The sequence below is a fragment of the Nocardioides sp. Bht2 genome (assembly GCF_047308515.1).
Classification (GTDB): Bacteria; Actinomycetota; Actinomycetes; order Propionibacteriales; family Nocardioidaceae; genus Nocardioides.
Genome location: NZ_JBLBWI010000001.1, coordinates 801488 through 825446, shown reverse-complemented (window position 1 = coordinate 825446; position 23959 = coordinate 801488). Strand labels below are relative to the sequence as shown.

At 68.6% G+C, this 23959-nt stretch carries 27 protein-coding genes and 2 tRNA genes; 13 read left to right on the top strand and 16 right to left on the bottom strand.

The window, feature by feature from the left end; translation table 11 throughout:
• Positions 1-15 precede the first annotated feature (15 nt).
• Positions 16-519 carry a pyridoxamine 5'-phosphate oxidase family protein gene (locus ACLM5J_RS03965; RefSeq protein WP_413654751.1) on the bottom strand — a complete coding sequence of 168 codons (504 nt, stop codon included), beginning with the start codon at positions 517-519 and terminating at the stop codon, positions 16-18.
• 117 nt (positions 520-636) lie between these two features.
• Here ACLM5J_RS03965 and ACLM5J_RS03960 point away from each other — a divergent pair, with 117 nt between their 5' ends.
• Both ACLM5J_RS03960 and ACLM5J_RS03955 read left to right on the top strand, forming a co-directional pair.
• Positions 637-2097, top strand: coding sequence for a flavin-containing monooxygenase (locus ACLM5J_RS03960; RefSeq protein WP_413654750.1), 1461 nt, complete (start codon positions 637-639; stop codon positions 2095-2097).
• Positions 2098-2359: 262 nt separating this feature from the next.
• A complete protein-coding gene (locus ACLM5J_RS03955; RefSeq protein WP_413654749.1) occupies positions 2360-3862 on the top strand; it encodes a DEAD/DEAH box helicase in 1503 nt (500 codons plus the stop codon).
• Between the two features lie 56 nt (positions 3863-3918).
• Here ACLM5J_RS03955 and ACLM5J_RS03950 read toward each other — a convergent pair whose 3' ends face one another.
• From ACLM5J_RS03950 to ACLM5J_RS03940, 3 genes are all read right to left on the bottom strand, one after another.
• Positions 3919-4767: a prephenate dehydratase gene (locus ACLM5J_RS03950; protein WP_413654748.1), complete on the bottom strand. Its 849-nt coding sequence runs from the start codon at positions 4765-4767 to the stop codon at positions 3919-3921.
• Between the two features lie 74 nt (positions 4768-4841).
• Positions 4842-6041, bottom strand: a complete 1200-nt coding sequence (locus tag ACLM5J_RS03945; RefSeq protein ID WP_413655006.1) for a homogentisate 1,2-dioxygenase — start codon at positions 6039-6041, stop codon at positions 4842-4844.
• 87 nt (positions 6042-6128) lie between these two features.
• Positions 6129-6905 (bottom strand): MerR family transcriptional regulator, encoded by a 777-nt coding sequence (locus ACLM5J_RS03940; RefSeq protein WP_413654747.1) that lies wholly within the window; start codon positions 6903-6905, stop codon positions 6129-6131.
• A gap of 117 nt (positions 6906-7022) precedes the next feature.
• On the opposite strand from ACLM5J_RS03940, the gene ACLM5J_RS03935 reads away from it, so the two are divergent.
• From ACLM5J_RS03935 to ACLM5J_RS03915, 5 genes are all read left to right on the top strand, one after another.
• Positions 7023-8234 (top strand): acetyl-CoA C-acetyltransferase, encoded by a 1212-nt coding sequence (locus ACLM5J_RS03935; protein WP_413654746.1) that lies wholly within the window; start codon positions 7023-7025, stop codon positions 8232-8234.
• Positions 8235-8267: 33 nt separating this feature from the next.
• On the top strand, positions 8268-10463 hold the full coding sequence (locus ACLM5J_RS03930) for a 3-hydroxyacyl-CoA dehydrogenase NAD-binding domain-containing protein (RefSeq protein WP_413654745.1): 2196 nt from the start codon (positions 8268-8270) through the stop codon (positions 10461-10463).
• A gap of 156 nt (positions 10464-10619) precedes the next feature.
• The gene (locus tag ACLM5J_RS03925) at positions 10620-11402 is read left to right on the top strand and encodes an SDR family NAD(P)-dependent oxidoreductase (RefSeq protein ID WP_413654744.1); all 783 of its coding nucleotides are present in this window, start codon (positions 10620-10622) and stop codon (positions 11400-11402) included.
• A gap of 133 nt (positions 11403-11535) precedes the next feature.
• On the top strand, positions 11536-12219 hold the full coding sequence (locus ACLM5J_RS03920; RefSeq protein ID WP_413654743.1) for a histidine phosphatase family protein: 684 nt from the start codon (positions 11536-11538) through the stop codon (positions 12217-12219).
• Positions 12220-12262: 43 nt separating this feature from the next.
• On the top strand, positions 12263-12802 hold the full coding sequence (locus tag ACLM5J_RS03915) for a Dps family protein (RefSeq protein ID WP_413654742.1): 540 nt from the start codon (positions 12263-12265) through the stop codon (positions 12800-12802).
• A gap of 61 nt (positions 12803-12863) precedes the next feature.
• On the opposite strand, the gene ACLM5J_RS03910 is transcribed toward ACLM5J_RS03915, so the two are convergent.
• The 10 genes from ACLM5J_RS03910 to ACLM5J_RS03865 form a co-directional block, all read right to left on the bottom strand.
• Positions 12864-13856, bottom strand: coding sequence for a DNA topoisomerase IB (locus ACLM5J_RS03910; RefSeq protein WP_413654741.1), 993 nt, complete (start codon positions 13854-13856; stop codon positions 12864-12866).
• Positions 13853-14572, bottom strand: a complete 720-nt coding sequence (locus ACLM5J_RS03905) for a hypothetical protein (protein WP_413654740.1) — start codon at positions 14570-14572, stop codon at positions 13853-13855. Before ACLM5J_RS03905 ends, ACLM5J_RS03910 begins: the two co-directional genes overlap by 4 nt.
• Entirely contained in the window at positions 14569-14781 is a 213-nt protein-coding gene (locus ACLM5J_RS03900) for a CsbD family protein (protein WP_413654739.1), read from the bottom strand. The genes ACLM5J_RS03905 and ACLM5J_RS03900 overlap by 4 nt, the downstream gene beginning before the upstream one ends.
• A gap of 73 nt (positions 14782-14854) precedes the next feature.
• Positions 14855-15544, bottom strand: coding sequence for a hypothetical protein (locus tag ACLM5J_RS03895; protein ID WP_413654738.1), 690 nt, complete (start codon positions 15542-15544; stop codon positions 14855-14857).
• A complete protein-coding gene (locus ACLM5J_RS03890) occupies positions 15541-16770 on the bottom strand; it encodes an NRAMP family divalent metal transporter (protein WP_413654737.1) in 1230 nt (409 codons plus the stop codon). The genes ACLM5J_RS03895 and ACLM5J_RS03890 overlap by 4 nt, the downstream gene beginning before the upstream one ends.
• A complete protein-coding gene (locus ACLM5J_RS03885; RefSeq protein WP_413654736.1) occupies positions 16767-17201 on the bottom strand; it encodes a hypothetical protein in 435 nt (144 codons plus the stop codon). The genes ACLM5J_RS03890 and ACLM5J_RS03885 overlap by 4 nt, the downstream gene beginning before the upstream one ends.
• A 60-nt stretch (positions 17202-17261) precedes the next feature.
• Entirely contained in the window at positions 17262-17873 is a 612-nt protein-coding gene (locus ACLM5J_RS03880) for a bacterial proteasome activator family protein (protein WP_413654735.1), read from the bottom strand.
• Positions 17870-18847, bottom strand: a complete 978-nt coding sequence (locus ACLM5J_RS03875; protein WP_413654734.1) for an NAD(P)H-quinone oxidoreductase — start codon at positions 18845-18847, stop codon at positions 17870-17872. The genes ACLM5J_RS03880 and ACLM5J_RS03875 overlap by 4 nt, the downstream gene beginning before the upstream one ends.
• Positions 18848-18891: 44 nt before the next feature.
• Positions 18892-19272, bottom strand: a complete 381-nt coding sequence (locus ACLM5J_RS03870) for a DUF6457 domain-containing protein (RefSeq protein ID WP_413654733.1) — start codon at positions 19270-19272, stop codon at positions 18892-18894.
• Positions 19273-19320: 48 nt separating this feature from the next.
• Positions 19321-19917: a molybdenum cofactor guanylyltransferase gene (locus ACLM5J_RS03865; RefSeq protein WP_413654732.1), complete on the bottom strand. Its 597-nt coding sequence runs from the start codon at positions 19915-19917 to the stop codon at positions 19321-19323.
• Between the two features lie 41 nt (positions 19918-19958).
• Between ACLM5J_RS03865 and ACLM5J_RS03860 the strand changes: the two genes are divergently transcribed.
• From ACLM5J_RS03860 to ACLM5J_RS03850, 3 genes are all read left to right on the top strand, one after another.
• Positions 19959-20762, top strand: coding sequence for a carbon-nitrogen hydrolase family protein (locus ACLM5J_RS03860; RefSeq protein ID WP_413654731.1), 804 nt, complete (start codon positions 19959-19961; stop codon positions 20760-20762).
• 9 nt (positions 20763-20771) lie between these two features.
• Positions 20772-21821 carry a hypothetical protein gene (locus ACLM5J_RS03855; RefSeq protein ID WP_413654730.1) on the top strand — a complete coding sequence of 350 codons (1050 nt, stop codon included), beginning with the start codon at positions 20772-20774 and terminating at the stop codon, positions 21819-21821.
• A 94-nt stretch (positions 21822-21915) separates the two neighbouring features.
• Positions 21916-22140, top strand: coding sequence for a biotin/lipoyl-binding carrier protein (locus ACLM5J_RS03850; RefSeq protein ID WP_413654729.1), 225 nt, complete (start codon positions 21916-21918; stop codon positions 22138-22140).
• Between the two features lie 13 nt (positions 22141-22153).
• Here ACLM5J_RS03850 and ACLM5J_RS03845 read toward each other — a convergent pair.
• Both ACLM5J_RS03845 and ACLM5J_RS03840 read right to left on the bottom strand, forming a co-directional pair.
• Positions 22154-22241 (bottom strand) — tRNA-Ser (locus ACLM5J_RS03845).
• A gap of 86 nt (positions 22242-22327) precedes the next feature.
• Positions 22328-22702 carry a hypothetical protein gene (locus ACLM5J_RS03840; RefSeq protein ID WP_413654728.1) on the bottom strand — a complete coding sequence of 125 codons (375 nt, stop codon included), beginning with the start codon at positions 22700-22702 and terminating at the stop codon, positions 22328-22330.
• Positions 22703-22801: 99 nt separating this feature from the next.
• Between ACLM5J_RS03840 and ACLM5J_RS03835 the strand changes: the two genes are divergently transcribed.
• The 3 genes from ACLM5J_RS03835 (at position 22802) to ACLM5J_RS03825 (ending at position 23834) form a co-directional block, all read left to right on the top strand.
• Positions 22802-23230: a hypothetical protein gene (locus tag ACLM5J_RS03835; protein WP_413654727.1), complete on the top strand. Its 429-nt coding sequence runs from the start codon at positions 22802-22804 to the stop codon at positions 23228-23230.
• Positions 23231-23305: 75 nt separating this feature from the next.
• Positions 23306-23399 (top strand) — tRNA-Ser (locus ACLM5J_RS03830).
• Positions 23400-23639: 240 nt separating this feature from the next.
• Positions 23640-23834, top strand: a complete 195-nt coding sequence (locus ACLM5J_RS03825) for a hypothetical protein (protein WP_413654726.1) — start codon at positions 23640-23642, stop codon at positions 23832-23834.
• The last annotated feature ends 125 nt before the right edge of the window (positions 23835-23959 follow it).

The window sequence follows — 23959 nt, the reverse complement described above, 5'->3', positions numbered from 1 at the left end:
GCGGGGTGGACCGGGTCAGAAGGAGAAGGTGGTCTGCCCGTGCGGGGACTTGGCGAAGGCCAGAACCTTGTGCGGCCGGACGACGAAGACATCGGCGTGGTCGTCGCCCTCGCCGAAGCCTTCCTCGGTCGCCTCGAACGCCCAGTCGTCTCCATACTTGGCCAGGTAGGCGGCGGCCAGCGGCGACAGTGCATCGCGGCCACGGAGCTGGACGGCGTCACCCTCGACGACCACGTCCAGGCCGGCGTCCCAGGTGTTGTCGCCGACCGTGACACAGAGTCCGGGTGAGGTCGCCAGGTTGCGCCGCTTCTGCTCGTCGGGGCCGGTGCAGAAGACGAAGGTGTCGTCGGTCCAGAGACCGACCAGGGGCGTGACGTGCGGGCGTCCGTCGGCACGCACTGTCGTCAGCCAGTAGAGCGGCGCGGCGGCCAGCCGATCGGAGGCGGTCGGCCACGGGAGAGCCTCCGCGCCGTCGCTGCTGAAGCGGGGGTCGAGCCGGGCGGTCGGTTGTGCGGGCATGGTCGCTCCAGGGGTAGTCGGTACCAGGTGGACCCCTCCGGCCACACGGAATCATCGGACCGGGTGCCTGCCGCACGACCCTTCCCGAATTGAATCTCGTTCAGTAAGCTCGGTCGGGTGACCACTCCAGAGCATGTTGACGTCCTGATCATCGGTGCCGGCCTGTCCGGGATCGGTGCCGCCGCGATGCTCAGCACCGAGCACCCCGACCGGAGCTACCTGGTGCTCGAACGGCGCGCCGCGAGCGGTGGCACCTGGGATCTCTTCCGCTATCCGGGGATCCGGTCCGACTCCGACATGTTCACGCTCGGCTACCGGTTCAAGCCGTGGACCGACGACCGCGCCCTGGCCGACGGGCCGTCGATCCTCGAGTACGTGCGCGACACCGCGATCGAGTACGGCGTCGACAAGCGGATCCGCTACGGGCACTACGTGCAGGGTGCGGACTGGGACAGTGCGAAGAAGCAGTGGACCCTGACCGCCACAGTCGACGGCGAGGAGGTCCAGTACACCGCGAACTTCCTGTGGAGCTGCAGCGGCTACTACGACTACGACCAGGGCTACAGCCCCGAGTTCGCCGGGCAGGAGCAGTTCACCGGCACCGTGGTCCACCCGCAGGCCTGGCCCGAGGATCTCGACTACAGCGGCAAGCGGGTCGTGGTGATCGGTTCGGGCGCCACCGCCGTCACCCTGGTGCCGTCGATGGTGAAGCCGGACGCCGCGCAGCGGGCCGCCCACGTGACGATGCTGCAGCGCTCGCCCACCTACATCCTGGCGGTCCCGTCGAAGGACCCGCTCGCCAACCGGTTGCGCAAGGTGGTCGGCGAGAAGCGTGCCTACGACCTGGTCCGGCTCAAGAACGTGGCCCAGGCCAGCCTGCTCTACAACGTCAGCCAGAAACAACCCAAGCTGGTCCGCAAGGCGATCCGGGCGATGACCACCAAGATGCTGCCCGACGGCTACCCGGTCGACGTCCACTTCAAGCCGACCTACGGTCCGTGGGACCAGCGGCTCTGCCTGGTCCCCAGCGGTGACCTCTTCCGGGCGATCAGCCGGGGCGACGCTTCGGTGGCCACCGACACCATCGAGACCTTCACCCCCGACGGCCTGCGGCTCAGCTCCGGCGAGGAGCTCAAGGCCGACATCGTGGTCACCGCGACCGGGCTCAATCTGCTCGCGTTCGGCGGCATCGAGCTCTCCATCGACGGCGAGAAGAAGCCGCTGCCGGAGACGATGGCCTACCGCGCGCTGATGCTCAGCGACATCCCGAACTTCGCCTACACGATCGGCTACACGAACGCCTCGTGGACGTTGAAGGCCGACCTGGTCGCGGAGTTCGTCTGCCGTGTCCTTGGCCACATGGACGCCACCAATACCTCGGTCGTGGTGCCCCGGCGGGACCCGTCGATCGGCGAAGAGCCGTTCATGGACTTCGAGGCCGGCTACGTGCTCCGGGCCCTGGATCGCCTGCCCAAGCAGGGATCCGTGGCTCCCTGGAAGCTCAAGCAGAGCTACTTCCACGACGTCCGCTCGATCCGGAAGTCCGAGCTAGACGACGGCGTCCTCAGCTTTTCCTAAACCTCATCATCCGGCGGGCGTGGGCGATCTCACGTCCGCCGGATGGCTGTTCTCTGGACGCCATCCACTACCGTGGCAGGTAATCGGGCCGACCAGTCTTGCCGTGGCCCGATCGACGTTGCCCCCAACGGTTGTTCCAACCCCCGGGCGCCACAGTCCCTCGATCACGAGGCACTTTCTCGCTGTCACAGCGAATGAGTTTGGTGAGACAACACCAACGAAGAGATTCCCCTTGTCTGCACAGTCCTTCTCCGATCTTGGCGTGCCCACTGACCTGGTCATCGCGCTCTCCAAGCTCGACATCGTTACGCCGACCCCGATCCAGGCCGCGACCCTGCCGGACTCGCTCGCTGGACGCGACGTGCTCGGCCGTGGCCGCACCGGCTCCGGCAAGACCTACGGCTTCCTGTTGCCGTTGGTCGCTCGGCTCTCCGCTTCGAAGCGCCAGGCCCGCAGCGGCGCACCCCGCGCGCTGATCCTGGCTCCGACCCGCGAGCTGGTCGGCCAGATCGAGGCCTCGCTGGAGCCGCTGGCCTATGCCGCCGGTCTCACCTCGCGCACCATCTTCGGTGGCGTCGGGCAGAACCCGCAGGTCCAGGCGCTGAAGAAGGGCGTCGACGTCATCATCGCCTGCCCGGGTCGCCTCGAGGACCTCATCAACCAGGGCCACTGCACCCTGGCCGACATCGAGATCACCGTGCTCGACGAAGCCGACCACATGGCTGACCTCGGTTTCCTGCCGGCCGTCCGCCGTCTGCTCGACAAGACCCCCGCCAACAGCCAGCGCCTGCTCTTTTCGGCGACCCTGGACAAGGCGATCGACGTCCTGGTCAAGCGGTTCCTGAACAACCCGGTGACCCACGAGGCCGACTCGGCTCAGTCGCCGGTCGCCACCATGGCCCACCACGTGCTGCACCTCCACCGCGACCAGCGGGTTCCGGTCCTCGTCGACCTGACCAGTGCACCCGGCCGCACGGTGGTCTTCACCCGGACCAAGCACGGCGCCAAGGCGCTGGCCCGCCAGCTCAACAAGAACGGTGTCCCCGCCGTCGAGCTGCACGGAAACCTGAGCCAGAACGCCCGTACTCGCAACATGGACGCCTTCCACAGCGGCCAGGCGACCGCGTTGATCGCGACCGACATCGCTGCCCGGGGTATTCACGTCGACGACGTCGCACTGGTCGTGCACGCCGACCCGCCGGCCGAGCACAAGGCGTACCTGCACCGTTCGGGCCGCACCGCTCGGGCCGGCAACGAGGGTGTCGTGATCACCCTGATGACCGACGACCAGGTGCGCGACGTCCGGGACCTGACCCGGGCTGCGGGCATCAAGCCCACCACCACCCGGATCGACGGCCCGAGCCACCCGGTGCTGGTCGACCTCGCTCCCGGCGAGCGGAGCCGCCCCGGCGCGATCATCTTCGAAGGCGTGCAGGCGACGCAGCCCAAGACGTCGGCCGGCAACGGTCGACGCGCCCGGCGGTCGGTTGCCAACGCCAACAACAAGGCCGGAAGCGGCACCAAGTCCGGCGCGGGCGAGGGCGGACGCCGCAGCGGCGGCGAGCGTGCCGCAGGCGGCCCCGGCCGCAGTCAGCGCAGCGGCGAGGGCCAGCAGCGCTCGCAGAAGCCTGCCGGTGCCGGCTCGGGCGGTCGTCGTGGCGGAGGCCGCTCCGGCGGTCGCGCCGGTGGCCAGGCCGGTGGGTCCGGCCAGGGCGGCGGGCACAGCGCCGCCTCTTTCAGCACGGGGCGCCGCTCGGGGCGCTGAGCCCAACCAGCACGCACGCGAGCCCGCTGTCATCGTGACGGCGGGCTCGTCGCGTCTCAGCTCCGGCTGGCCAGGCGGAACGGGTGGCCGGGGTAGACGCCGAGGACGGTGAGCTCGGTGGTGTAGAACTCCAGCTCCTCCAGCGCCCGGGCCAGGCCGATCTCGTCGGGGTGGCCCTCGACGTCGGCCAGGAAGACGGTCGCGGTGAACTCGCCGTCGACCATGTAGCTCTCCAGCTTGGTCATGTTGACGCCGTTGGTGGCGAAGCCGCCGAGCGCCTTGTAGAGCGCGGCCGGCAGGTTGCGGACCCGGAAGACGAAGGTCGTCACCGTCAGGTCGCCGTTGACCGGGGGGATCTCCGACTCGCGGGCCAGCACCACGAAGCGGGTGGTGTTGTGCTCGGCGTCCTCGACGTTGCTGGCCAGCGGCACCAGGCCGTAGACCTCACCGGCCAGCGGCGGGGCCAGCGCGGCGACGGTCGGGTCGCCGAACTCGGCGACCTCGCGGGCCGAGCCGGCGGTGTCGCCGGCGATCACGGGACGCAGCCCGTACTTGCTGATCACGTTGCGGCATTGACCCAGCGCATGCACGTGGCTGCGCACGGTCTTGAGCATCTCCGGGGTGGTCCCCGGCAGCGCCAGCAGGTCGAAGTGGATCGGCAGGAAGTACTCGCCGACGATGTGCAGCCCCGAGGTGGGCAGGTAGTGGTGGATGTCGGCCACCCGGCCCGCCAGCGAGTTGTCGATCGGGATCATCGCGAGGTCGGCGACCCCGTTCTGGACCGCGGTGAAGGCGTCCTCGAACGAGGCGCAGGGCAGCGACTCCCAGTCCGGATAGACGTCGCGGCAGGCGATGTCGGAGTTGGCGCCCGGCTCGCCCTGGTAGGCGATCTTCTTCGTGGTCACGCCGCCTATCGTCGCAGTTCTCGGCCGACGCCGTCGCGGCGGTCACCCAGCGGGCGGTTCCGGGCGCCCTCCGTTCAGCTCCGTCGGCGGCCGGACCACGTCCACGGGTACTGCTCGTCCCGACAGGCGGCGGCGGCCTCGCCGAGCAACAACGGGGCGAAGGTGTCGACCATGACGGCGGTCTCGTCGAAGTACTCGGCGCCGAGTGAGGCTTCGATCGCCGCGGGCTGGGGACCGTGGGCGTAGCCGCCGGGGTGCAGCGAGATGGAGCCCAGCCCGATCCCGGATCCCTTGCGCGCCTCGTAGTCGCCGGCGACGTAGAACATCACCTCGTCGGAGTCGACGTTCGAGTGGTAGTAGGGCACCGGGACCGATAGCGGGTGGTAGTCGACCTTGCGCGGCACGAAGTTGCAGATCACAAAATTGTGGCCTTCGAAGACCTGGTGCGCGGGTGGCGGCTGGTGCACCTTGCCGGTGATCGGCATGTAGTCCTCGATGTTGAAGGTGTAGGGGTAGAGGCATCCGTCCCAGCCGACGACGTCGAACGGGTGGTCGGCATAGGTCATCCGGGTGCCACCGATGCCGCCCGGCAACGTGGCGACCCGATGCTTGACGAGGACCTCGACGTCCTGACCTTCGGCCAGGAACAGTTCGCTGGGTCCGTGCAGGTCGCGCTCGCAGTACGGGGCGTGTTCCAACAGTTGACCGAAGCGCGACAGGTAGCGCTTCGGCGGAGCGATGTGGCTGTTGGCCTCGATGGCGTAGAGCTGCGACGTCGTCTCGGGCACCCAACGGTGGGTCGTGGCGCGGGGGATGAGCACGTAGTCGCCGCGGCGGTAGGGGAGGGCGCCGAAGATGGTCTCCACGACGCCGGAGCCCTCTTCGACGTAGACGCACTCGTCGCCGATCGCGTTGCGGTACAGCGGGGACGGGGCTGCGGTGCGGACGTAGTAGAGGCGGACGTCGGAGTTGCCGAGCAGGAGCCGCCGACCGGTCACCGCATCGATCGCCTCCGGGTCGAATTCTGCGGTCAGCTGGTGGAGCCGCAGGTGGTGGACGAGCAGCGGGTGGTTCGCGACCATCTCGTGGGGCCCGAGATCCCACGGCTGCGAATCGACGATCGCCGAGGGCACCGTGCGGTGGTAGAGCAACGACGAGTCGGAGGAGAACCCCTCCTCGCCCATCAGCTCCTCGTAGAGCAGGGCGCCCGCGTCGTCGCGATGCTGGATGTGTCGCTTGTTCGGCAATGAGCCGACTGCTCGGTAGTACGCCATCTCCCGCTCCGTTCGAATATCGACCATGAGAGTGCGACCTTCGAACAGATTGTGCCACGGTTGGCTAGTGCCGAGCGGGCGGAGCGTTCAGGCGCCGTCCGGCTCGTTCTCTGCGACCATCCGCTCGATCCGGTTCCGCACCGACTTGGTGACCGCCTTCTCGTAGGCGTTGACCAGGCCGGCTGTGGTGATCGGCTTCATCGCCTCGACGGCGGTGCGGAGGTCCTCGGGGCTGGCGCCTGAGGCCCGGTAGGCCGGCCAGACCAGGGTATGGAACATCTCGTTGAGGGTGTCGGCGATCGCGGTGGCGTGCTCGTCGAAGAGGTTCCGTGCCAGCAGCGCGGCCTCGGCCGGGTAGTCGTAGCGGATCAATGCGAGCGAGGTGTCCAGGTTGCCGATCGAGACGTCATAGGTGTCGGCGTCGGGCTCCTCGCCGTCGGCGGCCTGGTGGGGCGCGATCACGTCGAGCATGTGCAGCACCTCGATCTCCCGGTCGCTGATGCTGCGACCGGCGCGGGCGTCCAGCTCGCTACGGTGCATCACCCCGGGGTGGCCCGCGGCCCAGGGTGCGAGCAGGGTGCGGTGCAGCCGGATCGCGTCGGGCGTGGCGTTCTCCGGGATCCGCGCCACGTAGCGCTCGATCGCGGCCAGGGTGAACCCGTGGGCCTGCAACTCGTTGACGAGCTCCAGGCGGGCGACGTGGGTCGAATCGTAGTAACCCTGGCGGCCGCGCTTCAGCGGCGGCGGGACGAGGCCGCGGGAGGTGTAGAAGCGGACGTTGCGGACGCTCATGCCGAGCCGCTCGCAGACCTCGTCGAGGGTCAGCAGCTCCGCGGCTCCGGTCAGATCCGACAATGCAAACACCTCATTTTGTGACTCAGGACACTGTTCTTGACCACGCTGACACCAATAGTGTCACAATCTATGGTGGTGGTGCCGCAAGGTGGCGCCAGCAATCAGGTACCGACTCTAGGGATGGTCATGGCAGAAGCATTCGTGTACGACCACATTCGTACGCCGCGAGGTAAGGGTAAGAAGAACGGCTCGCTGCACGAGGTGAAGCCTGTCGATCTGGTGGTGGGCCTGATCGACGAGCTGCGGGATCGCAACCCGAACCTCGATACCGAGCGCATCGACGACGTCGTGCTGGGTGTTGTCTCCCCGATCGGTGACCAGGGTGGTGACATCGCCAAGACCGCCGCGCTCAAGGCCGGTCTCCCCGAGACCACGGCCGGTGTGCAGCTCAACCGCTTCTGCGCCTCGGGCCTGGAGGCCGTCAACCAGGCCGCATCCCGTGTCCGCGGTGGCTTCGAGGACCTGATCGTCGCCGGTGGCGTCGAGTCGATGAGCCGCGTTCCGATGGGTGCCGACGGTGGCGCCTGGGCCTCCGACCCGGCCACCGCGCTGCAGGCGAGCTTCGTCCCGCAGGGCATCGGTGCCGACCTGATCGCCACTATCGAGGGCTGGAGCCGCGAGGACGTCGACGCTTACGCCGCCGAGTCCAACGCGCGTGCCGCCAAGGCCTGGGCCAACGGCTATTTCGCCAAGTCGGTCGCTCCCGTCAAGGACCTCAACGGCCTGACCATCCTGGACCACGACGAGTTCATCCGCCCCGGCACGACGGTGGAGAGCCTCTCGACCCTGAAGCCGAGCTTCGCCCAGCTCGGTGCCGACGCCGGCTTCGACGACGTCGCGCTGGAGAAGTACCACTGGCTCGAGCGGATCAACCACGTCCACCACGCCGGTAACTCCTCGGGCATCGTCGACGGCTCCGCGCTGGTCGCGATCGGTTCCGAGCAGGTCGGCAAGGACCTCGGCCTGACCCCGCGCGCCCGGATCGTCTCGGCAGCCGTCTCCGGCGCCGACCCGGTGATCATGCTGACCGGCCCCGCTCCCGCCGCCCGCAAGGCGCTGGCCAAGGCCAACCTCACCGTCGAGGACATCGACCTCTTCGAGATCAACGAGGCGTTCGCCGCCGTGGCGATGCGCTTCATGCGCGACATGGGCATCACCTCCGACATCACCAACGTCAACGGTGGCGCGATCGCGATGGGTCACCCGCTCGGTGCGACCGGCGCGATGATCCTCGGCACCCTCATCGATGAGCTTGAGCGCCGCGACCTGAAGCGCGGCCTCGCCACGCTCTGTGTCGGCGGCGGCATGGGCATCGCCACCATCGTCGAACTCGTCTGACCCGGACCCGGAACTCGAAGGACTCACCAGAAAATGACTGAGAACAACCAGAGCGCGGTCCGCTACGAGCGCGACGCCGACGGCATCGTCACCCTCACCCTGGACGACCCGGGTGCCAGCGCCAACACCATGAACGAGCTGTACCGCTCCTCGATGAACGAGGCTGTGGACCGGCTCTACGCCGAGGTCGACGACGTCACCGGCGTGGTGATCGCCTCGGCCAAGAAGACCTTCTTCGCCGGCGGCAACCTGAAGTCCATGGTGCAGACCACCAAGGACGACGCCGCGGACGTCTTCGCGATGGCCGAGGACGTCAAGGCCGGCCTGCGCCGGATCGAGCTGTTCCCCCGCCCCGTCGTCGCCGCGATCAACGGCGCCGCCCTCGGCGGTGGCTTCGAGATCTGCCTGGCCACCAACCACCGCATCGCCGTCGACGACCGCTCGGTCAAGGTCGGGCTGCCGGAGGCCTCGCTGGGCCTGCTGCCCGGTGGTGGCGGCGTCACCCGCGTGGTGCGTCTCCTCGGCCTGCAGAGCGCGCTGATGGACGTCCTGCTCCAGGGCCCGCAGTTCAACCCGGCCACGGCCAAGGAGAAGGGTCTGGTCGATGAGCTCGTCGCGACCCGCGAGGAGCTCATCCCGGCCGCCAAGGCGTGGATCGCCGCCAACAAGGAGAACGCCGACGCGGCGCTCAACCCGTGGGACCGCAAGGGCTACCGGATGCCGGGCGGCCTGCCGTCCTCGCCGGCCCTCGCCGGATTCCTGCCGGCCTTCCCGGCGCTGCTCCGCAAGCAGCTCAAGGGTGCCGACTTCCCGGCCCAGAAGGCGATCCTCTCGGCCGCCGTCGAAGGTGCTCAGGTCGACTTCGACACCGCGTCGCGGATCGAGTCGCGTTACCTGACCAAGCTGGTCGTCGGTCAGCAGTCGAAGGGCATGATCCAGGCCTTCTTCTTCGACCTGCAGGCGATCGGTTCGGGCGCGCAGCGTCCCGACGGCATCGAGAAGTACAAGGCCACCAAGGTCGGCGTCCTCGGCGCCGGCATGATGGGCGCCGGTATCGCCTATGTCTGTGCCCAGGCGGGTATGGAGGTCGTGCTCAAGGACGTCGAGCAGGCCAACGCCGAGAAGGGCAAGGCCTACAGTGAGAGCCTGCTGGACAAGGCGATCAAGCGCGGCCGCAGCACCGAGGAGAAGAAGGCTGCCTTCCTCGCTCGGATCACCCCGACCGCCGACCCGGCCGACCTCAAGGGTTGCGACCTGGTGATCGAGGCCGTCTTCGAGGACGTCGCGCTCAAGCAGAAGGTGTTCGCCGAGATCGCCGAGCACGTCAACCCCGACGCGCTGCTCTGCTCCAACACCTCGACCCTGCCGATCTCCGAGCTCGCCGGCGGCATCGACCGTCCGGCCGACTTCATCGGTCTGCACTTCTTCAGCCCGGTCGACAAGATGCCGCTGGTGGAGATCATCCGCGGCAAGGAGACCTCCGACGAGGCGCTGGCCAAGGCGTACGACGTCGTCCAGCAGATCCGCAAGACGCCGATCGTGGTCAACGACAGCCGTGGCTTCTACACCTCGCGGGTGATCGGTACCCAGATCAACGAAGGCCTGGCCATGCTCGGCGAGGGCGTGCGCCCGATGTCGGTGGAGCGTGCCGCGACCCAGGCCGGCTACCCGGTCGGTCCGCTGCAGATCAGCGACGAGCTGAACATGGAGCTGATGGCGAAGATCCGCAAGGCGACCGCGGACGCCGCGGCTCGCGACGGCATCGAGCTGGGCAACGACCCGGCCGGCGACGTGATCACCAAGATGATCGAGATCGGTCGCCCGTCGCGTCTTGCCGGTGGTGGCTTCTACGACTACGACGGCGGCCGCCGGACGGGTCTGTGGAGCGGCATCACCGAGACGTTCCCGCCTGCCGAGGAGCAGATCCCGTTCCAGGACGTCAAGGACCGGATGATGTTCATCGAGGCGCTGGAGACGGCGAAGTGCTTCGAGGAGGGCGTGCTGACCTCGTCGGTCGACGCCAACATCGGCTCGATCATGGGCATCGGTTTCCCGGCCAACACCGGTGGTGCCGCACAGTTCATGACCGGTTACGAGGGCGCTGACGGCGAGATCGGCCTGGGGGCGTTCATCAAGCGCGCCGAGGAACTTGCCGCCGCGTACGGCGAGCGTTTCGAGCCCACCGCCTGGTTGCGTGAGCGCGCTGCCGGCGAGGGCCTGCCCGCCTGATCCGCAGATCGCTGACGAACGCCCCCGAGCCCTTGCTCGGGGGCGTTCTGCGTTCCCAGTGCTGATCTCGACAAGCTCGATCAACGGTTGTGCGCCTACCCGGTGGTCGAGCTTGTCGAGACCACGCACGGTGGGACGGACACGTAGGGTCGCCCCATGACGTCCACCGATACGAAGCGCGTGTTGATCACCGGTGCCGGATCGGGTCTCGGGGCCGCCCTCGCCGATGCCTACCAGAGCCGCGGCGCACGGGTGTTCGCTACCGATCGCGACCCGGCGGGCGTCGGCTCGCGCACGCACCACCTGGCCCTGGACATCACCTCGCCGGACGACTGGTCCGCAGCCCGCGACTGGGTCGAGCGGAATTGGGGCGGGGTCGACCTCTTGGTCAACAACGCCGGGATCGCAGGTGGTGGGCGGCTCGACGTGGCCGGCGTCGACGAGTGGCGCACGCTCTTCGAGATCAACCTCTTCGGGATGGTCGCAGGGCTCACCGAGTTCGTCCCGCTCTTCAAGCGCCAGCAGTCCGGCCGGATCGTCAACGTGGCCTCCCTGGCCGGCTTCGTCCACCCCGGCGGGATGGGCGCCTACAACGCCGTCAAGGCCGCCGTCGTCGCGTTGAGCGAGACGACCGGGCACGAGCTCGCCGAGTACGGGGTCGGCTGCTCGGTGGTGGCGCCGTCCTACTTCCAGACGAACCTGATGAACGACGTCGCCGGTGCCGACTCGGCGTTGACCGAGGTGATGCGGAGCCTGGTCGAAGGATCGCGACTGACCGCGGCTGACATCGCGGCTGCCGTGGTGGAGGGCGTCGAGCGGGGCGAGGAGATCATCGTGCCCGACGATGCCGCGCGCGCTGCGATCGCGCTGAAGGCCGACGACCGCGCCGGATACAACGCGGTGATGCGGCGTCAGGCGGCGAAGCTGAACCGCCAGTAACTTTGAAGGAAAGCCTCCGCGCTCTGTCGGTTATGCAACACAATGACGAACGCACCAGTGCGTGGCCCCACGCACACCGAACAGAGGGACTGATGGCGACGATGTGCCGATCGGTTGAGCAGGCGGACCGCTGATGGGTCAGCTGCTGTTGGTTCGTCACGGCCAGGCGTCGTGGGGGACCGACGACTACGACGTGCTCTCCCCGTTGGGGTGGGAGCAGGGCCGGATCCTCGGGGCTGCGATGGCGCGGCGCGGGGTCAAGCCGGACCGGGTCGTGATCGGTGGGATGCAGCGCCACCGGGAGACCTGCGAAGCCCTCTTCGACGGTGCCGGCTGGAGCGACCTGAACGTCCGCAGCGACGAGGGCTGGGACGAGTACGACCACTTGGCCATGCTCGATCTCGTGCCCGCTCCGTTCGAGGGTGAGTCGCCGACCCGGGCCGAGTTCCAGCAGTGGTTCGAGTTGGCCACCGACCGGTGGATCGGGATCGACGACCCCAACGGCGCGGCACCGACCGAGGGGTACGCGGAGAGCTTCGGGACCTTCGGGGAGCGGGTGACCCGAGCCCTGCGCCGGGTGGTGCTCTCGATGGGCCGCACCGAGACCGCGGTGGTGATCACCTCCGGAGGACCGATCGCCTCGGTGACGGCATCACTGTTGGAGCCTGAAGGACCGCGGCCCACGCTCTGGTCGCAGCTGAACAAGGTCGTGGTGAACACCTCGGTGACCAAGGTCGTGGTCGGGGGACGCGGGACCAGCGTCGTCTCGTTCAACGAGCATTCGCATCTCGAAGGCGAAGGCCTCACCTACCGCTGAGGTGGCCATGCATGGCGTGCCCGACTCTGGGTACCGCAGGGGCATGGCAACGGAAGCGAACCTGAACTACACCGTCCCGGGTCTCGACGAGAAGAGTGCCCGCACCATCATCGACATCCTGCAGGGGCGGCTGCACGCCCTCAACGACCTGCAGTTGACGCTCAAACACGTGCACTGGAACGTGGTCGGGCCGCACTTCATCGCGGTCCACGAGATGATCGACCCCCAGGTCGACCAGGTCCGAGCGATGGCCGACGCCACCGCGGAACGGATCGCCACGCTCGGCGGCGCACCGTGGGGTACCCCAGGAGCCTTGGTCGAGGCGCGGACCTGGAACGACTACGACATCGGCCGCGCACCGACCCAGGAACACCTGGCCGCGCTCGACGTCGTCTACCAGGGCGTCGTCTCCTCGCACCGGGAGGGGATCACCGCGCTTGAGGAGTTGGACCCGGTGACCCAGGACATGCTGATCGGCCAGGCCGACAAGCTCGAGCTCTTCCACTGGTTCGTCCGCGCGCACCTGGAGGACCAGGGCGGCCGGCTGCGGACCGGTGAGCTGACCGACAAGCGCAACGACTGACACCCGCACCGCGAACGGGCCACTGGGACGACCCGGTGGCCCGTTTGCCTGCCCGGTGAACTCAGCCCAGGAGCCGCAGCACCGCGAGCTCCGCGGGTCGCGAGATCGCCTCGCCCGCAGCCCGGGCGGCCAGCCGGGCATCCATCGTGCTGCCCTCCTCGTAGAGGTCGATCAGGCGTGGGTCCACGTACGAGGTGCGGGCCTGTGTCGGCGTGTTGCCGAGCAGGGCCGCGGCGTCCTCCATCGCCTGCCGGATGGCACGACGCCTGCGCGCTGCGGCTGTCTGGACGCCGCTCATCGCCAGCGACGAGGCCGCCACCACGCTGGCGTGCCAGGTGCGGAAGTCCTTGGCGCTGACGCCTAGCCCGGTCACCTCGGCGATGTAGGCGTTCACCAGCGTCGAGTTGAGGGCGCGCCAGCGGCGACCGTCGCGGAATGCCAGCAGCGATGGGTCGTCGGTCCGGCGGCGTCGCATGACGGAGAGCGCCTCCACCGCCTCGGGATCGTCGATCTCCAGATGGTGTTCGACCCCTGACTTCCCGGCGAAGTCGAAGAGCATCTTCTTGCCACGACGGCGCAGGTGGCGGCGTTCGAGCGTGGTCAGGCCGAAGCTCCCGTACTCGTCGGCATAGATGTCGTTCCCGACCCGTAAGCAACCGAGGTCGAGCAGCCGGAACGCTGTCGCGCAGGCGCGCTCGAGGCTGACGCCGTCTGCGTTGAGATCGCGTCCGACGCGCGTCCTGGTCCGGCCGAGACGGCGACCCAACTCAGCGGCGCGCAGGTACTTCTCGGCGTCGCGCTGTTCACGCCACGCGGGGTGGTACAGGTACTGACGACGTCCGGCCTGGTCGGTGCCGACGGCCTGGAGATGGCCGTTGGGATAGGGGCAGATCCAGACCTCCTCCCACGCGGGCGGGATGGCCAGCTGTTGGATCCGGTCGCGCTCCCTGCCGGGCACCGAGGCGCCGTCGGCGTCGAGGTAGCGGAAACCGCGCCCGGACCTGCGCCGGGTCCACCCGACCTGGTCGGCGGAGGTCCTGCGCAGGCGGGTCATTCGGCGTGCCGGCGTCGCGCTGTGCGGTAGGCAGGGCTGCGGAGCAGCCTGACCCAGGAGTATTGATCGAGCCCAGGAGGAAGGTTGCCGATCGGGTCGAAGTCGAGCTCGCGCTGGACCCTCTCGCCCAGCCGCAGGCGACCGCAGAGGCGCCAAGGTCCGGTGCCGTGCGCAACGGCGAACTCGTAGTCGGGGGCTGCGCCGACGGTCCCCGACGGTTGCGGGCTGAGCGCGAAGACGACGGGGTGTGCCGTGCCGCGGTAGGGAAGCAGCGTGGTTAGCCGGTGCTGGTCCGGATGGCGAGTCGGCGCTAGGAGGAAACGGGTCAGCGGTCCGGTCCCGGTACTGGCCAGGAGCAGATCGGCTCTACGCAGCGCGACATGGCGCCCGCCGACCGGACGATCCGCGAGTGAGAATCGGAGGGCTATTCCCGCCACGTCCGGCCAACCGGGGCGGAGCCCGATCGCGGTCGAGACCCGGAGTTCCACCCGGTCTGTCATGACATCGGTGAGCCAGACGACGTCGGGATGTCGGGAGAGGTCGGGTGCCGGGGCGAACCGAGCCGTCCAGACTTCGCCGCGTGGATGCAGCGGCTTGGCGGCGGTCCGTGCCTTGGCGATCAGCGCGGTGGCGGCCGCCAGGAGGCCACCGCCGAGCCGGGCGGTGCCGTCACGTGCGACGGCGCCTGCCCGCTCGACGTCCGGCCAGTTGATCAAAGGATGTCGTTGACCTTCTTGGTCACCTCGTCCTTGGCCTCCTTGGCCTTGTCCTTGAGGTCCTCGATCTTGCCCTTGATCCCAGCCTCGGCCTGGTCGGCCTGACCTTCGGACTTCAGGGACTCGTTGTCGGTGGCCGCACCGACGGCTTCCTTGCCCCGTCCGGTGAGGTCCTGTGCCTTGTTGTGGATCTTGTCATCGATACCCATGAGGCCTCCTTCTGAGTGGTTGGACACCGGTCCGGTACCCAGCGCGCACGGGAGTACACGTGCGTCGCCGGGTTCACCGCGCCGGCGTCAACGGTTCGCCGTGGCGGACCAGGTCGACGGTGAGCTCCCGGCTCTCCCAATCGATGACGGCGTGCTCGATCGGCACGAAGCGGGCGCGACGGTGGAGCCGGCGCAACAGCGCCGAGACCATGATCGGACCGTCGACCTTCGCGCGGTCGTAGCCCAGCAGGCCGCCGATGTTGTGCCGGTCTACCACCAGCCCGGCGACGGCGAGAGCACCGTTCCCCGGTTGCAGTCGTAGGCGGACGTCGAGGACCCGGCCGGCATGCAACCCGTCGGGTAGCCGCACCGTGCTGGTCATCAGTTGCCCGACCCGGTGGCGCTGCGCGCGATCGTCGCGGGGCCGAAGCAGCCCTCTGCGAGCAACCGACAATGCGACCTGCGAGGTCACCGTCGCCACCTGGGCGATGTCGACGACGCTGGGATCGGTGGGGTGAGCCTGCGTCACCTTCACCGCTCCGTAATGGCGCAGCAACCATCCGCCCGCGCGCCCGCCTAGGCGGGGGATCAGCGCGGCCGGGCCGGTCAGCAGGCCGGTGACGACCAGATCGTCGCCGTCCGGGGTGAGTTCGACGTCGTCGACCTTGGCCACCGCCAGCCCGTCAACGTCGACGATCTGCCGGTCCAACAGATGCAACGCGGCGTCGTAGGCGCCGTCTGCCCACTCCAGCTCTGCGGTCATGAGCCCATTCCCGTCGCGATCATCAAGGGGAGCGCGGCAACCGCCGCCACGCAGACCAGGATCAGATAGACCGAACCCAACGCGTTTGCGAACCGGCCGTTCACATGCCTGCCCAGGTAGTCGGGATCGTTGGCGATCAGCAGGATCGGGAAGTAGGTGAGCGGAAGGGCGATTGCGGAGAAGACCACCGAGAACTCGGTGACCATGATCGGATCGACGCCGGTCATCAGTACGCCGACCCCGATCAACGTGCAGGTCAACATGGTGACGTGGAAGGCTCCGGCCTGAGCAGGCCGGACGTACTTGCCCCATTGCCAACCGAGGTACTGGGCCAGGCTGTAGCCCACCGAGAGCCCGGTCTCGCAGGCGGCGCCGAAGGTCGCCGCCACGAAGCCGACGATCGCGAAGGCGACACCGACCTTGCCCAGCGCGATCGCGACCGGCAGCCCCACCTCGCCGAGGCTGTCGACGGTGATCCCGGCAGGTTGCAGGGTCAGTCCGGCTGCTGCGGCGATGGCCAGCGAGAGCACCCCGCCGAGCGGGAAACCGATGAAGACGTTGGTGCGCATCACCGAGATGTCGCGACTCGACCAGCGCTCCTCGACACCGCCGCTGGAGAAGAAGAAGACCTCGTAGGGCGTCATCGCGGCACCGAAGAGAGCGACGGCGAAGTAGGAGTAGGTCAGCCAGGACTCGGCTTCCGGCTTGTCCGCGGTCACCAGCTGCGAGCTCAGTTCGCTCCAGTCCGGCCCGAGTTGCCAGACCGCGACCGCGAAGACGATCAGCACCAGGCCGAGCAGCCCGAGCGAGTTCTCCAGGAAGGAGAACTTCGCCCGCCAGAGCAGGGCTGCCAGCAGCAGCGCGATGAACGGAACGATCAGCAGGTAGTGCACGGAGGAGACCAGGCTGAGAGCCAACGCCACACCCCCGATCTCGGCGATGAAGGTCAGCAGGGTGACCGCCATCGACCCGAACAGGTTGAGCAGACCGATCCGTGGGCCGAGCCGTTCTCGGATCAGGTCGAAGGTGGCCCTCTGGCTGACCGCCGCGATCCGGCCGGACATCTCCGCGAAGACGCAGATGCCGATGACCCCGACCACGACGACCAGGCCGAGCGACATTCCGAACCGGGCGCCGACCTGCGCGTTGGTGACAAGGTCTCCGATGTCGACGAAGCCGCCGATCGCGGTGAGCACGCCGAGTGCGACGGCAAGATAGCGCTTCACTCGAGCTCACCCGCCGCACGGTCGAGCTCGGTGATCAGGGTGTCTATCTCCCGGAGCAGGGTCTCCGGAACCGGATCCCGGTCGACGACCAGGACGCGCACCTCCCGTTGGGCGTCGACGGCCTCGCCGAGCAACGTGAGCAGATCACTCGAACGCTGGCGGTCGGCGTCGGGTGGTTGCAGCGTGGCCAGGCTGCTCTCCGCCTTGGCGAGCCCCTCTTCCTTCCCGCTCAGCAGGGTGACCGCGTACCGGACCGGGAGGTTGCCGCGGCGTTGCTCGGTGACGACGACGCGGGTGGTGGCGAGCGCAGCGGAGGCGTCCTCCAGGCTGTGCACCGCGCTGTCGCGCCATGCGCTCTGATCCGGTTGGCTGACCACCCCGCAGGCCGTGGTTCCCACGACCAACGCGATCAGTAGCCAGAAGATCCGCATATCGGGAGGTACCCCCGAAAGCGGACGGGCAAACGGCGCCGGCTACCTCGGCGGAGGGAGTTAGAGGTACATGCCGCCGTTGTGGGGCGAGTCGCCACTCTCCTCGGCGGCGTGCGGTGCTTGCTGGCCCATCCCCGGCGCCCCGGGCTGCAGCGGGTGACCGGGCTGACCGCCGGGCGCCTGCGGCAGGGCCCGACGCATCTGTTCCAGCTGCGCTCGCGACGCCATCTGCTGGGCGTAGATCGCCGTCTGGATGCCGTGGAAGAGACCCTCGAGCCAGCCGACCAGCTGCGCCTGCGCGATCCGCAGCTCGCTCTCGCTGGGCACCGCGTCGTCAGCGAACGGGAGGGAGAGTCGCTCCAGCTCCTCGACGAGCTCGGGGGCCAGACCGGCCTCCAGCTCCTTGATCGAGGACTTGTGGATCTCCTTCAACCGGTTCCGGCTCGCCTCGTCGAGGGGCGCGGCCTTCACCTCTTCGAGGAGCTGCTTGATCATGCTCCCGATCCGCATCACCTTGGCCGGCTGTTCCACCAGCTCGGTGATGTGGCGCTCGCTCTCCTCGGACCCCTGGTCCTCGGCCTGATTGAGCGCGTCGGCGGGGATGGTTCCGATCGGCTGACCGTCGGGACCGACTACGACCACGTGCTGCTCGGCATCCTGCTGCTCGCTCATGCCCCCACCATACTGAGCAGCACCTTGCCGACGTGTGCGCTGTCGTCGAGCAGTTGGTGGGCCCGCCCGGCTTCGGCGAGAGGAAGCACGGTGTGCACCATCGGCCGGATCTCGCCCGAAGCGATCAGCGGCCATACGTGCTCGGCCACCGACGCGCAGATGGCGGCCTTCTCCTCCGCCGGACGCCCACGCAACGAGGTGGCCAGGATCGCGCCGCGCTTGTTGAGCAGCTTGGCGATGTTGAGCTCGCCCTTGACGCCGCCCTGCATACCGATGATCACCAGTCGGCCCTGCGTGGCGAGTGCGGTGACGTTGCGGTCCAGGTACTTGCCGCCCATGTTGTCGAGGATGACGTCGGCGCCGCCGTCCGCGGTGAGCACCTCGACGAAATCCTCGTCGCGGTAGTTGATGGTGACGTCGGCGCCGAGTTCGGCACAGACCGCCAGCTTTTCCGCCGACCCGGCGGTGGTGAAGACCTTCGCCGAGAGCGCGGTGGCCAACTGGATGGCGAAGGTGCCGATCCCGCCGCCGCCACCGTGGACCAGGAACCGCTCACCCGGCTGCAATCCGGCCAACATGAAGACGTTCGACCAGACCGTGCAGGCGACCTCGGGGAGCGCGGCCGCCTCAATGAGGTCGACGCCGTCCGGGACGGGAAGCAGTTGGCCCGCCGTCACCCGCACCTGGTCGGCGTAGCCGCCGCTGGCCAGCAGAGCGCAGACCCGGTCACCGACCGCCCACCCGGTGACGTCGTCGGCGACGGCGGCGATGGTGCCGCTGCACTCCAGGCCGAGGACGTCGGACTCGCCGGGTGGCGGCGGGTAGAACCCCTGACGCTGCAAGGTGTCCGCCTTGTTGACGCCGGCCGCGGCCACGGCGATCACCACTTCGCCGGGCCCCGGAACCAGGTCAGGAAGATCGACGACGGAGAGGACCTCGGGGCCACCCGGCTGGGAGGCGATCACTGCGCGCATGGTGTCGAGCCTAGTGTCCCGGGTTGAAGGTTGTGGGCGGCCCGTTACCGGACGGTGGCCTCCTCCGGTTCCTCCTGGTCATCGTCCTCGGCCGCATCCGGGGTGGCGTCGGCGACGTCGGCGCTGTGGTCGACCGCGCTGTCGTCGGGGATCGGGTCGTCGACGTCGTCCGGATCGGGCGCATCGGCGGGGCGTTCCCAGTTGACGGCGAGCGCGGTGGCCCGGGCGGCGAGCTGCTCCAGCTCCTCCACACTGGCGCCGGCGGCACCGGCCGCGTAGCCCAGGAGGAAGGTGGAGATAGGGGCCGCCGGGCGGACCACATTGTGCGCGGCGTCGCGCGCCAGGTCGAGGATCAGAGCCTCATCAACTTCGATCTCGATGTCGAGCACATCGCACAGTTCATCGATCCAGTCGTGCAGGTTCATAACTCCCAGATTCGTACGGCGGCGGCGTTGTGGCAAGGGCCCTGACCGTCAGTCCAGGTCGAACGGCGCATCGAACTGCTCGCGGGCCTCGGCCAGATCGGCCCAACTGTCGATGTCGCGGAACTCCTGGTCGCGACCCGGCACCTCGATCAGATCCAACGGCGCCAGCAGCCGATGCAACGGCAGGCCGTGCCGCTCGTCGTAGGGCGGGATCACCCCGCGTAGTCGTTCGGTGTCCAGCACCATCGCCAGTTGGCGGCGTCCGGAGAGGTCGGTCAACGCGGCGCCGTCGCGGCCCTCAGCGCCGGACCGGAGCCGGTCCATCGTCCGCATCGTCACGAACGGCATGTCGACGGCGAGCACCGCGAGACTGCGCGGAGGACGGCTGAACGCCTCCAGCCCGGCGATCAGCCCGGCCGCCGGACCACCCCCCGCCGGGTCCTCGCGGGTGAAGGTGACCGGACGTTCGGTGGGCACCCAGTCGCCGAGCACCACGACCTCGCCGGCATCGATGACGGCGTCGAGCGCCCAGGTGAGCAGGGTGCGACCTGCCAACTCGATGGAGGCCTTGTCGGCACCGCCCAGACGGGCAGCGGTGCCGCCGGCCAGGATCACGGCACCGAGAGCGATCGGAGGCGGAGTCATGTCGGCATCCTTGCAGGTGGCAGGCTGGCTGTATGAGTGGAATGGGTGAGCAAGTCCAGATCGCGCTGGTCCAGCAGGCCTCGTCCTTGGAGCCCGCGCTCAACCTGGCGGCGGTGCGCGAGCTCGGCCACCATCCAGCGGTCGCCGAGGCCGACCTGGTGGTGCTGCCCGAGGCGTTCGCCCGGGATTTCGGGTCGCCCCGTGACCAGCTGGCGAAGTTCGCCGAGCCGTTGACCGGCCCGTTCGCGACCGCGGTCGAAGAGTTCGCCAGCGACCAGCGGACCGTTGTCGCCGGGATGTTCGAGCAGTCCGACGACCCGGACCGGCCCTTCAACACGCTGCTGGTTCGCGGTGCCGTGCACGCCGAGTACCGCAAGATCCATCTCTACGACTCGTTCGGCTACCGCGAGTCGGACCGGCTCACCCCGGGCGGCTGGACGCCGGTCACCTTCCGTCTCGGTGGCTTCACCGTCGGGCTGTTGACCTGTTACGACCTGCGGTTCCCCGAACTGGCCCGGGCGCTCGTCGATCAGGGCGCAGACCTGTTGGTGATCCCGGCCGCCTGGGTCGCCGGCCGCGACGAGGATGAACACCGGCTCAAGGTGCACCACTGGGAGACGTTGGTGCGGGCCCGCGCGATCGAGAACGTCTGCTACGTGGCGGCGGTGGGGCAGCCCGGGCCGCGCTATACCGGTCACTCGATGGTGGTCGACCCGCGCGGCGAGGTGGTGGTGCGGGCCGGCGCCGGTGAACAGGTGCTCAGCGCACTCCTCGACCCGGACGCGGTGGCCACCGCCCGCGCGGCCAACCCCTCGCTCGCCAACCGTCGACCGACCGCCGGGTAACCTTCGCCTGTGTCCAGCCGATCTGCCCCCGGGAAGCGTGCGGCCGAACGACCGCCGTCACGTCTGGCCCGAGCCGGGGTGGCCCGTCGCCCCCGGGCTGGTTCGTTGTGGGGCGTCGTCGCCGTTCTGGTGGTCGTCGGCTTCCTCGCGGAGCTGCTGAGCATCGCCGAGTTCGGTCCGCAGTGGCTGGACCAGGCGGGAGCGGTGGCGATCACCGGCGGCTTCACCGCAGCGCTCGCCGCCCGCACCGGGGGCCGACCTGTGGTGGCCGGAGCGTTGGCCCTGCTCTACGGTCTGGTGGCGGTGGTCTGGGGCAACGAGACGGTGCTCGCCGGCGCGACCGTCGGCAGTGCCGTGGTGACCACCGTGCTCGCGGTGATGTTGACGGTGCCTGCGGCCCGCTTCCTCTATGCCGCCCGGGAGGTGCTCATCGCACTCGCGGTCTCCGGCGTCGGTGCGTTCGCCGTCGTCGGGATGCGGCCGCACGCCTCGTTGGACGCCTTCGACTTCGTCACCCTCGCCCTGGCTTTCCTGTTGGCGCTCGGACTGGTCTTCCGTCTCGGTGCCGGTTTCCACGGCGTCGGACGCCGCGGCCTGGTGATGCTTCTGGTCGGCGGCGGCCTGGTGATCGTGGCGATCACCTACGCCGAGGTCTTCCGTCGCTACGGTTCGCCGGCGTTGCTCGACCCGGTCTTCGACGCGGTCCGCTGGTGGCGTGCCGAGCTGGGCGCGGTGCCGCGCCCGATCGTCACGCTGGTCGGTGTTCCGGCCTTGCTCTGGGGCTGCCACATGCGTGCGCGTCGGCGTCAGGGATGGTGGCTCTGCGTCTTCGGAGTCGCAGCCACCAGCAACGTCGCCACGGTTCTGTTGAATCCGGAGACCGGCTGGCTCGAGGCGCTGTTGATCATCGTCTACTCGGTGCTGCCGGGCCTCGCCCTGGGCTACGCGGTGGTCCGCTTGGACCAGCGTCTGACCGGTCCCCGCGGAGCCCGTGCCCGCCGGGCCGAGGAGGCGTTGGCGGTCCGTCCGGAGCCGCGTCGGTTCAGTCCGCTGCTCTGAGCCGGTGACGTCGCCGCTGCCCCCATCCGCGGTGTGATTCATTCACCGGCCCGCGTACCTGCGGGTAATGGTCGGGGGCGAGTAAGTTCAAGGTATGCGGGAGCAAGCAACAGATATCGTCGCCGAGATGGTGGCCAACGTGATGTCGGTGACTGTCGAGATCGGTGACAAGGTGGCAGTCGGGGACCAGGTGATCCTCCTGGAGTCCATGAAGATGGAGATCCCCGTGCTCGCCGAGGTCGGCGGCACTGTGCGCCAGATCCGCGTGACCGCAGGTGACGTCGTGCAGGAGGGCGACGTCCTGGTGACCGTCGCCTGACCGGATCGGTCCTTGGCAGAGGGAGCGGGATTCGAACCCGCGGTAGGTCTCCCTACGACCGCTTTCAAGGCGGTTCCGATCGGCCACTCCGGCACCCCTCCACGCACCGGCGAACCGGTGCAGGCGTCAGTCTAGTGGCATGGCCGGGCGGCGAGAGCTCGCCCGGTCGGTCAGTGCTGGCGCCGACTCACTCAGAGCCGCCGAGCTCGATCTCGACGTCGTCGTAGACCAGGTCGTGGATCCGCTGGCGGTGGTGGGTGACGTCGGCGAGCAGGCGGCGCAGGTCGTGGCGCACGTCGTCCGGGTCCGGCGTCTCCAGGACGGACGGTGAGAGGGTCGCCATGCGGTGCAGCAGCGAGTTGCGTTCGCGCAGCACGTGGCCCTCGCGCGCCATCAACCAACCGTCGGTGGTGAAGCCGGACTCATGTGCCAGGTCGTCACGGAGCGCGGCCAGGCGCTGTCGAACCGTCCAACGCCAGTTGCCGAGCGCCGTCCCGGTCTGCCGCGGCGCGTCGAGGAGTTGGGCAAGCTCGGCCATCGAATGCTGTAGTCGGTCTTTCACCGCGTTCTCCCCTCCTCGGGGTTTCGAGTGTGTCCTACGTCACCGAGGGGCGCAAGGGCGGATTGGTTAAGTGCGGCGTGGCAAGGGAGAATTCACTCCATGTTCTCTGAGTATCGCCTCGCCCAGCCCGTTGCTGCCCGCCTGTTGGGGGTGACCATCGTCGGTTTCGCGTTGGCGGTACTGGCGGCGACGGCGATCGTGATGCTCTTCGCCACCTCGATCCTGGTGCTGACGGTCGCCATCGTGGGCACCATCGTCGGGCTCTTCACCATCGGCTGGTACCTGACCCAGCGGGCCTGGGTGGTCCGGCTCAACAGTGACGGTTACCAGGTGCGCTTCGTCCGCGGCGCGGGCACGAAGTCGGCGCGTTGGGCCGACGTCGAGGAGGTCGTCACCGACACCGTGGCCGGCGCTCCGTGTCTGATCCTGCGGCTCCGCAGTGGTGACGCGACGGTGATTCCGGTCGAGGTGCTGGCGGTCGACCGCGAGCAGTTCGTCCGCGAAGTCAGCACCTATCTGCCTGCCTGAGTGACGTCGTCCGTCCGGAACCGGGGGCCGATTCTGCGCGACCGGCCCTGTGCGGCTAGAGTGACTCGCGCATCTGGAGGCGTCGCCTAGTCCGGTCTATGGCGCCCGCCTGCTAAGCGGGTTTGGGGCTAAAACCCCATCGAGGGTTCAAATCCCTCCGCCTCCGCCAGTTGCGAACGAAACCCGGTCCTGCCGCGCAGGGCCGGGTTTCGTCGTCTCCCACGCTCAATGTGACCTCAGCGTCGCGTTTCGTCCCGAAACCGCGCGCTGAGGTCACATTGAGCGCGCGGTAGGCTGCAGGTTCGTGCAATGCACATTTGTGCAGTCCGATTTGTGGTGCGTTTGCGCAGGAATGCAGCACACTGGATTTTGGGGCACCGTTCACCGCTGATCACTTGGGGGAGAGCTCGTGAAGCAGATCAAGAAGACGATCGCGATCATCGCCGTCACCGTCGGCCTTGCCGTCGGTACGCAGGTCGGTACGCCCGTTCAGACCGCTGCGGATACCGGTTGGGGCCAGATCGTGGCACCCGGCGACTCGGGCGGCAGCACCGTTCCGGTCGAGGCTCCTAAGCCACCGCGAGGAAAGAAGTTCAACAGCTGAACCCAGTGCCGGGGGTCGGCTGAACAACTGAAGACCTGAGACGGGGACCAACTCAACCCCCCCACATGTTCGGTCCCAGTGCCATCCCCCGGCCCGTCTCAGATGCGAGGGCAGCGACGCGGTCG

What these genes read in the sequence shown, in the direction of transcription:
- ACLM5J_RS03965 (WP_413654751.1), bottom strand. Translation starts at nt 519, where the DNA reads ATGCCCGCACAACCGACCGCCCGGCTCGACCCCCGCTTCAGCAGCGAC.
- ACLM5J_RS03945 (WP_413655006.1), bottom strand. Translation starts at nt 6,041, where the DNA reads ATGGCGTACTACCGAGCAGTCGGCTCATTGCCGAACAAGCGACACATC.
- ACLM5J_RS03935 (WP_413654746.1), top strand. Translation starts at nt 7,023, where the DNA reads ATGGCAGAAGCATTCGTGTACGACCACATTCGTACGCCGCGAGGTAAG.
- ACLM5J_RS03930 (WP_413654745.1), top strand. Translation starts at nt 8,268, where the DNA reads ATGACTGAGAACAACCAGAGCGCGGTCCGCTACGAGCGCGACGCCGAC.
- ACLM5J_RS03925 (WP_413654744.1), top strand. Translation starts at nt 10,620, where the DNA reads ATGACGTCCACCGATACGAAGCGCGTGTTGATCACCGGTGCCGGATCG.
- ACLM5J_RS03920 (WP_413654743.1), top strand. Translation starts at nt 11,536, where the DNA reads ATGGGTCAGCTGCTGTTGGTTCGTCACGGCCAGGCGTCGTGGGGGACC.
- ACLM5J_RS03915 (WP_413654742.1), top strand. Translation starts at nt 12,263, where the DNA reads ATGGCAACGGAAGCGAACCTGAACTACACCGTCCCGGGTCTCGACGAG.
- ACLM5J_RS03910 (WP_413654741.1), bottom strand. Translation starts at nt 13,856, where the DNA reads ATGACCCGCCTGCGCAGGACCTCCGCCGACCAGGTCGGGTGGACCCGG.
- ACLM5J_RS03900 (WP_413654739.1), bottom strand. Translation starts at nt 14,781, where the DNA reads ATGGGTATCGATGACAAGATCCACAACAAGGCACAGGACCTCACCGGA.
- ACLM5J_RS03895 (WP_413654738.1), bottom strand. Translation starts at nt 15,544, where the DNA reads ATGACCGCAGAGCTGGAGTGGGCAGACGGCGCCTACGACGCCGCGTTG.
- ACLM5J_RS03885 (WP_413654736.1), bottom strand. Translation starts at nt 17,201, where the DNA reads ATGCGGATCTTCTGGCTACTGATCGCGTTGGTCGTGGGAACCACGGCC.
- ACLM5J_RS03880 (WP_413654735.1), bottom strand. Translation starts at nt 17,873, where the DNA reads ATGAGCGAGCAGCAGGATGCCGAGCAGCACGTGGTCGTAGTCGGTCCC.
- ACLM5J_RS03875 (WP_413654734.1), bottom strand. Translation starts at nt 18,847, where the DNA reads ATGCGCGCAGTGATCGCCTCCCAGCCGGGTGGCCCCGAGGTCCTCTCC.
- ACLM5J_RS03870 (WP_413654733.1), bottom strand. Translation starts at nt 19,272, where the DNA reads ATGAACCTGCACGACTGGATCGATGAACTGTGCGATGTGCTCGACATC.
- ACLM5J_RS03865 (WP_413654732.1), bottom strand. Translation starts at nt 19,917, where the DNA reads ATGACTCCGCCTCCGATCGCTCTCGGTGCCGTGATCCTGGCCGGCGGC.
- ACLM5J_RS03860 (WP_413654731.1), top strand. Translation starts at nt 19,959, where the DNA reads ATGGGTGAGCAAGTCCAGATCGCGCTGGTCCAGCAGGCCTCGTCCTTG.
- ACLM5J_RS03850 (WP_413654729.1), top strand. Translation starts at nt 21,916, where the DNA reads ATGCGGGAGCAAGCAACAGATATCGTCGCCGAGATGGTGGCCAACGTG.
- ACLM5J_RS03835 (WP_413654727.1), top strand. Translation starts at nt 22,802, where the DNA reads ATGTTCTCTGAGTATCGCCTCGCCCAGCCCGTTGCTGCCCGCCTGTTG.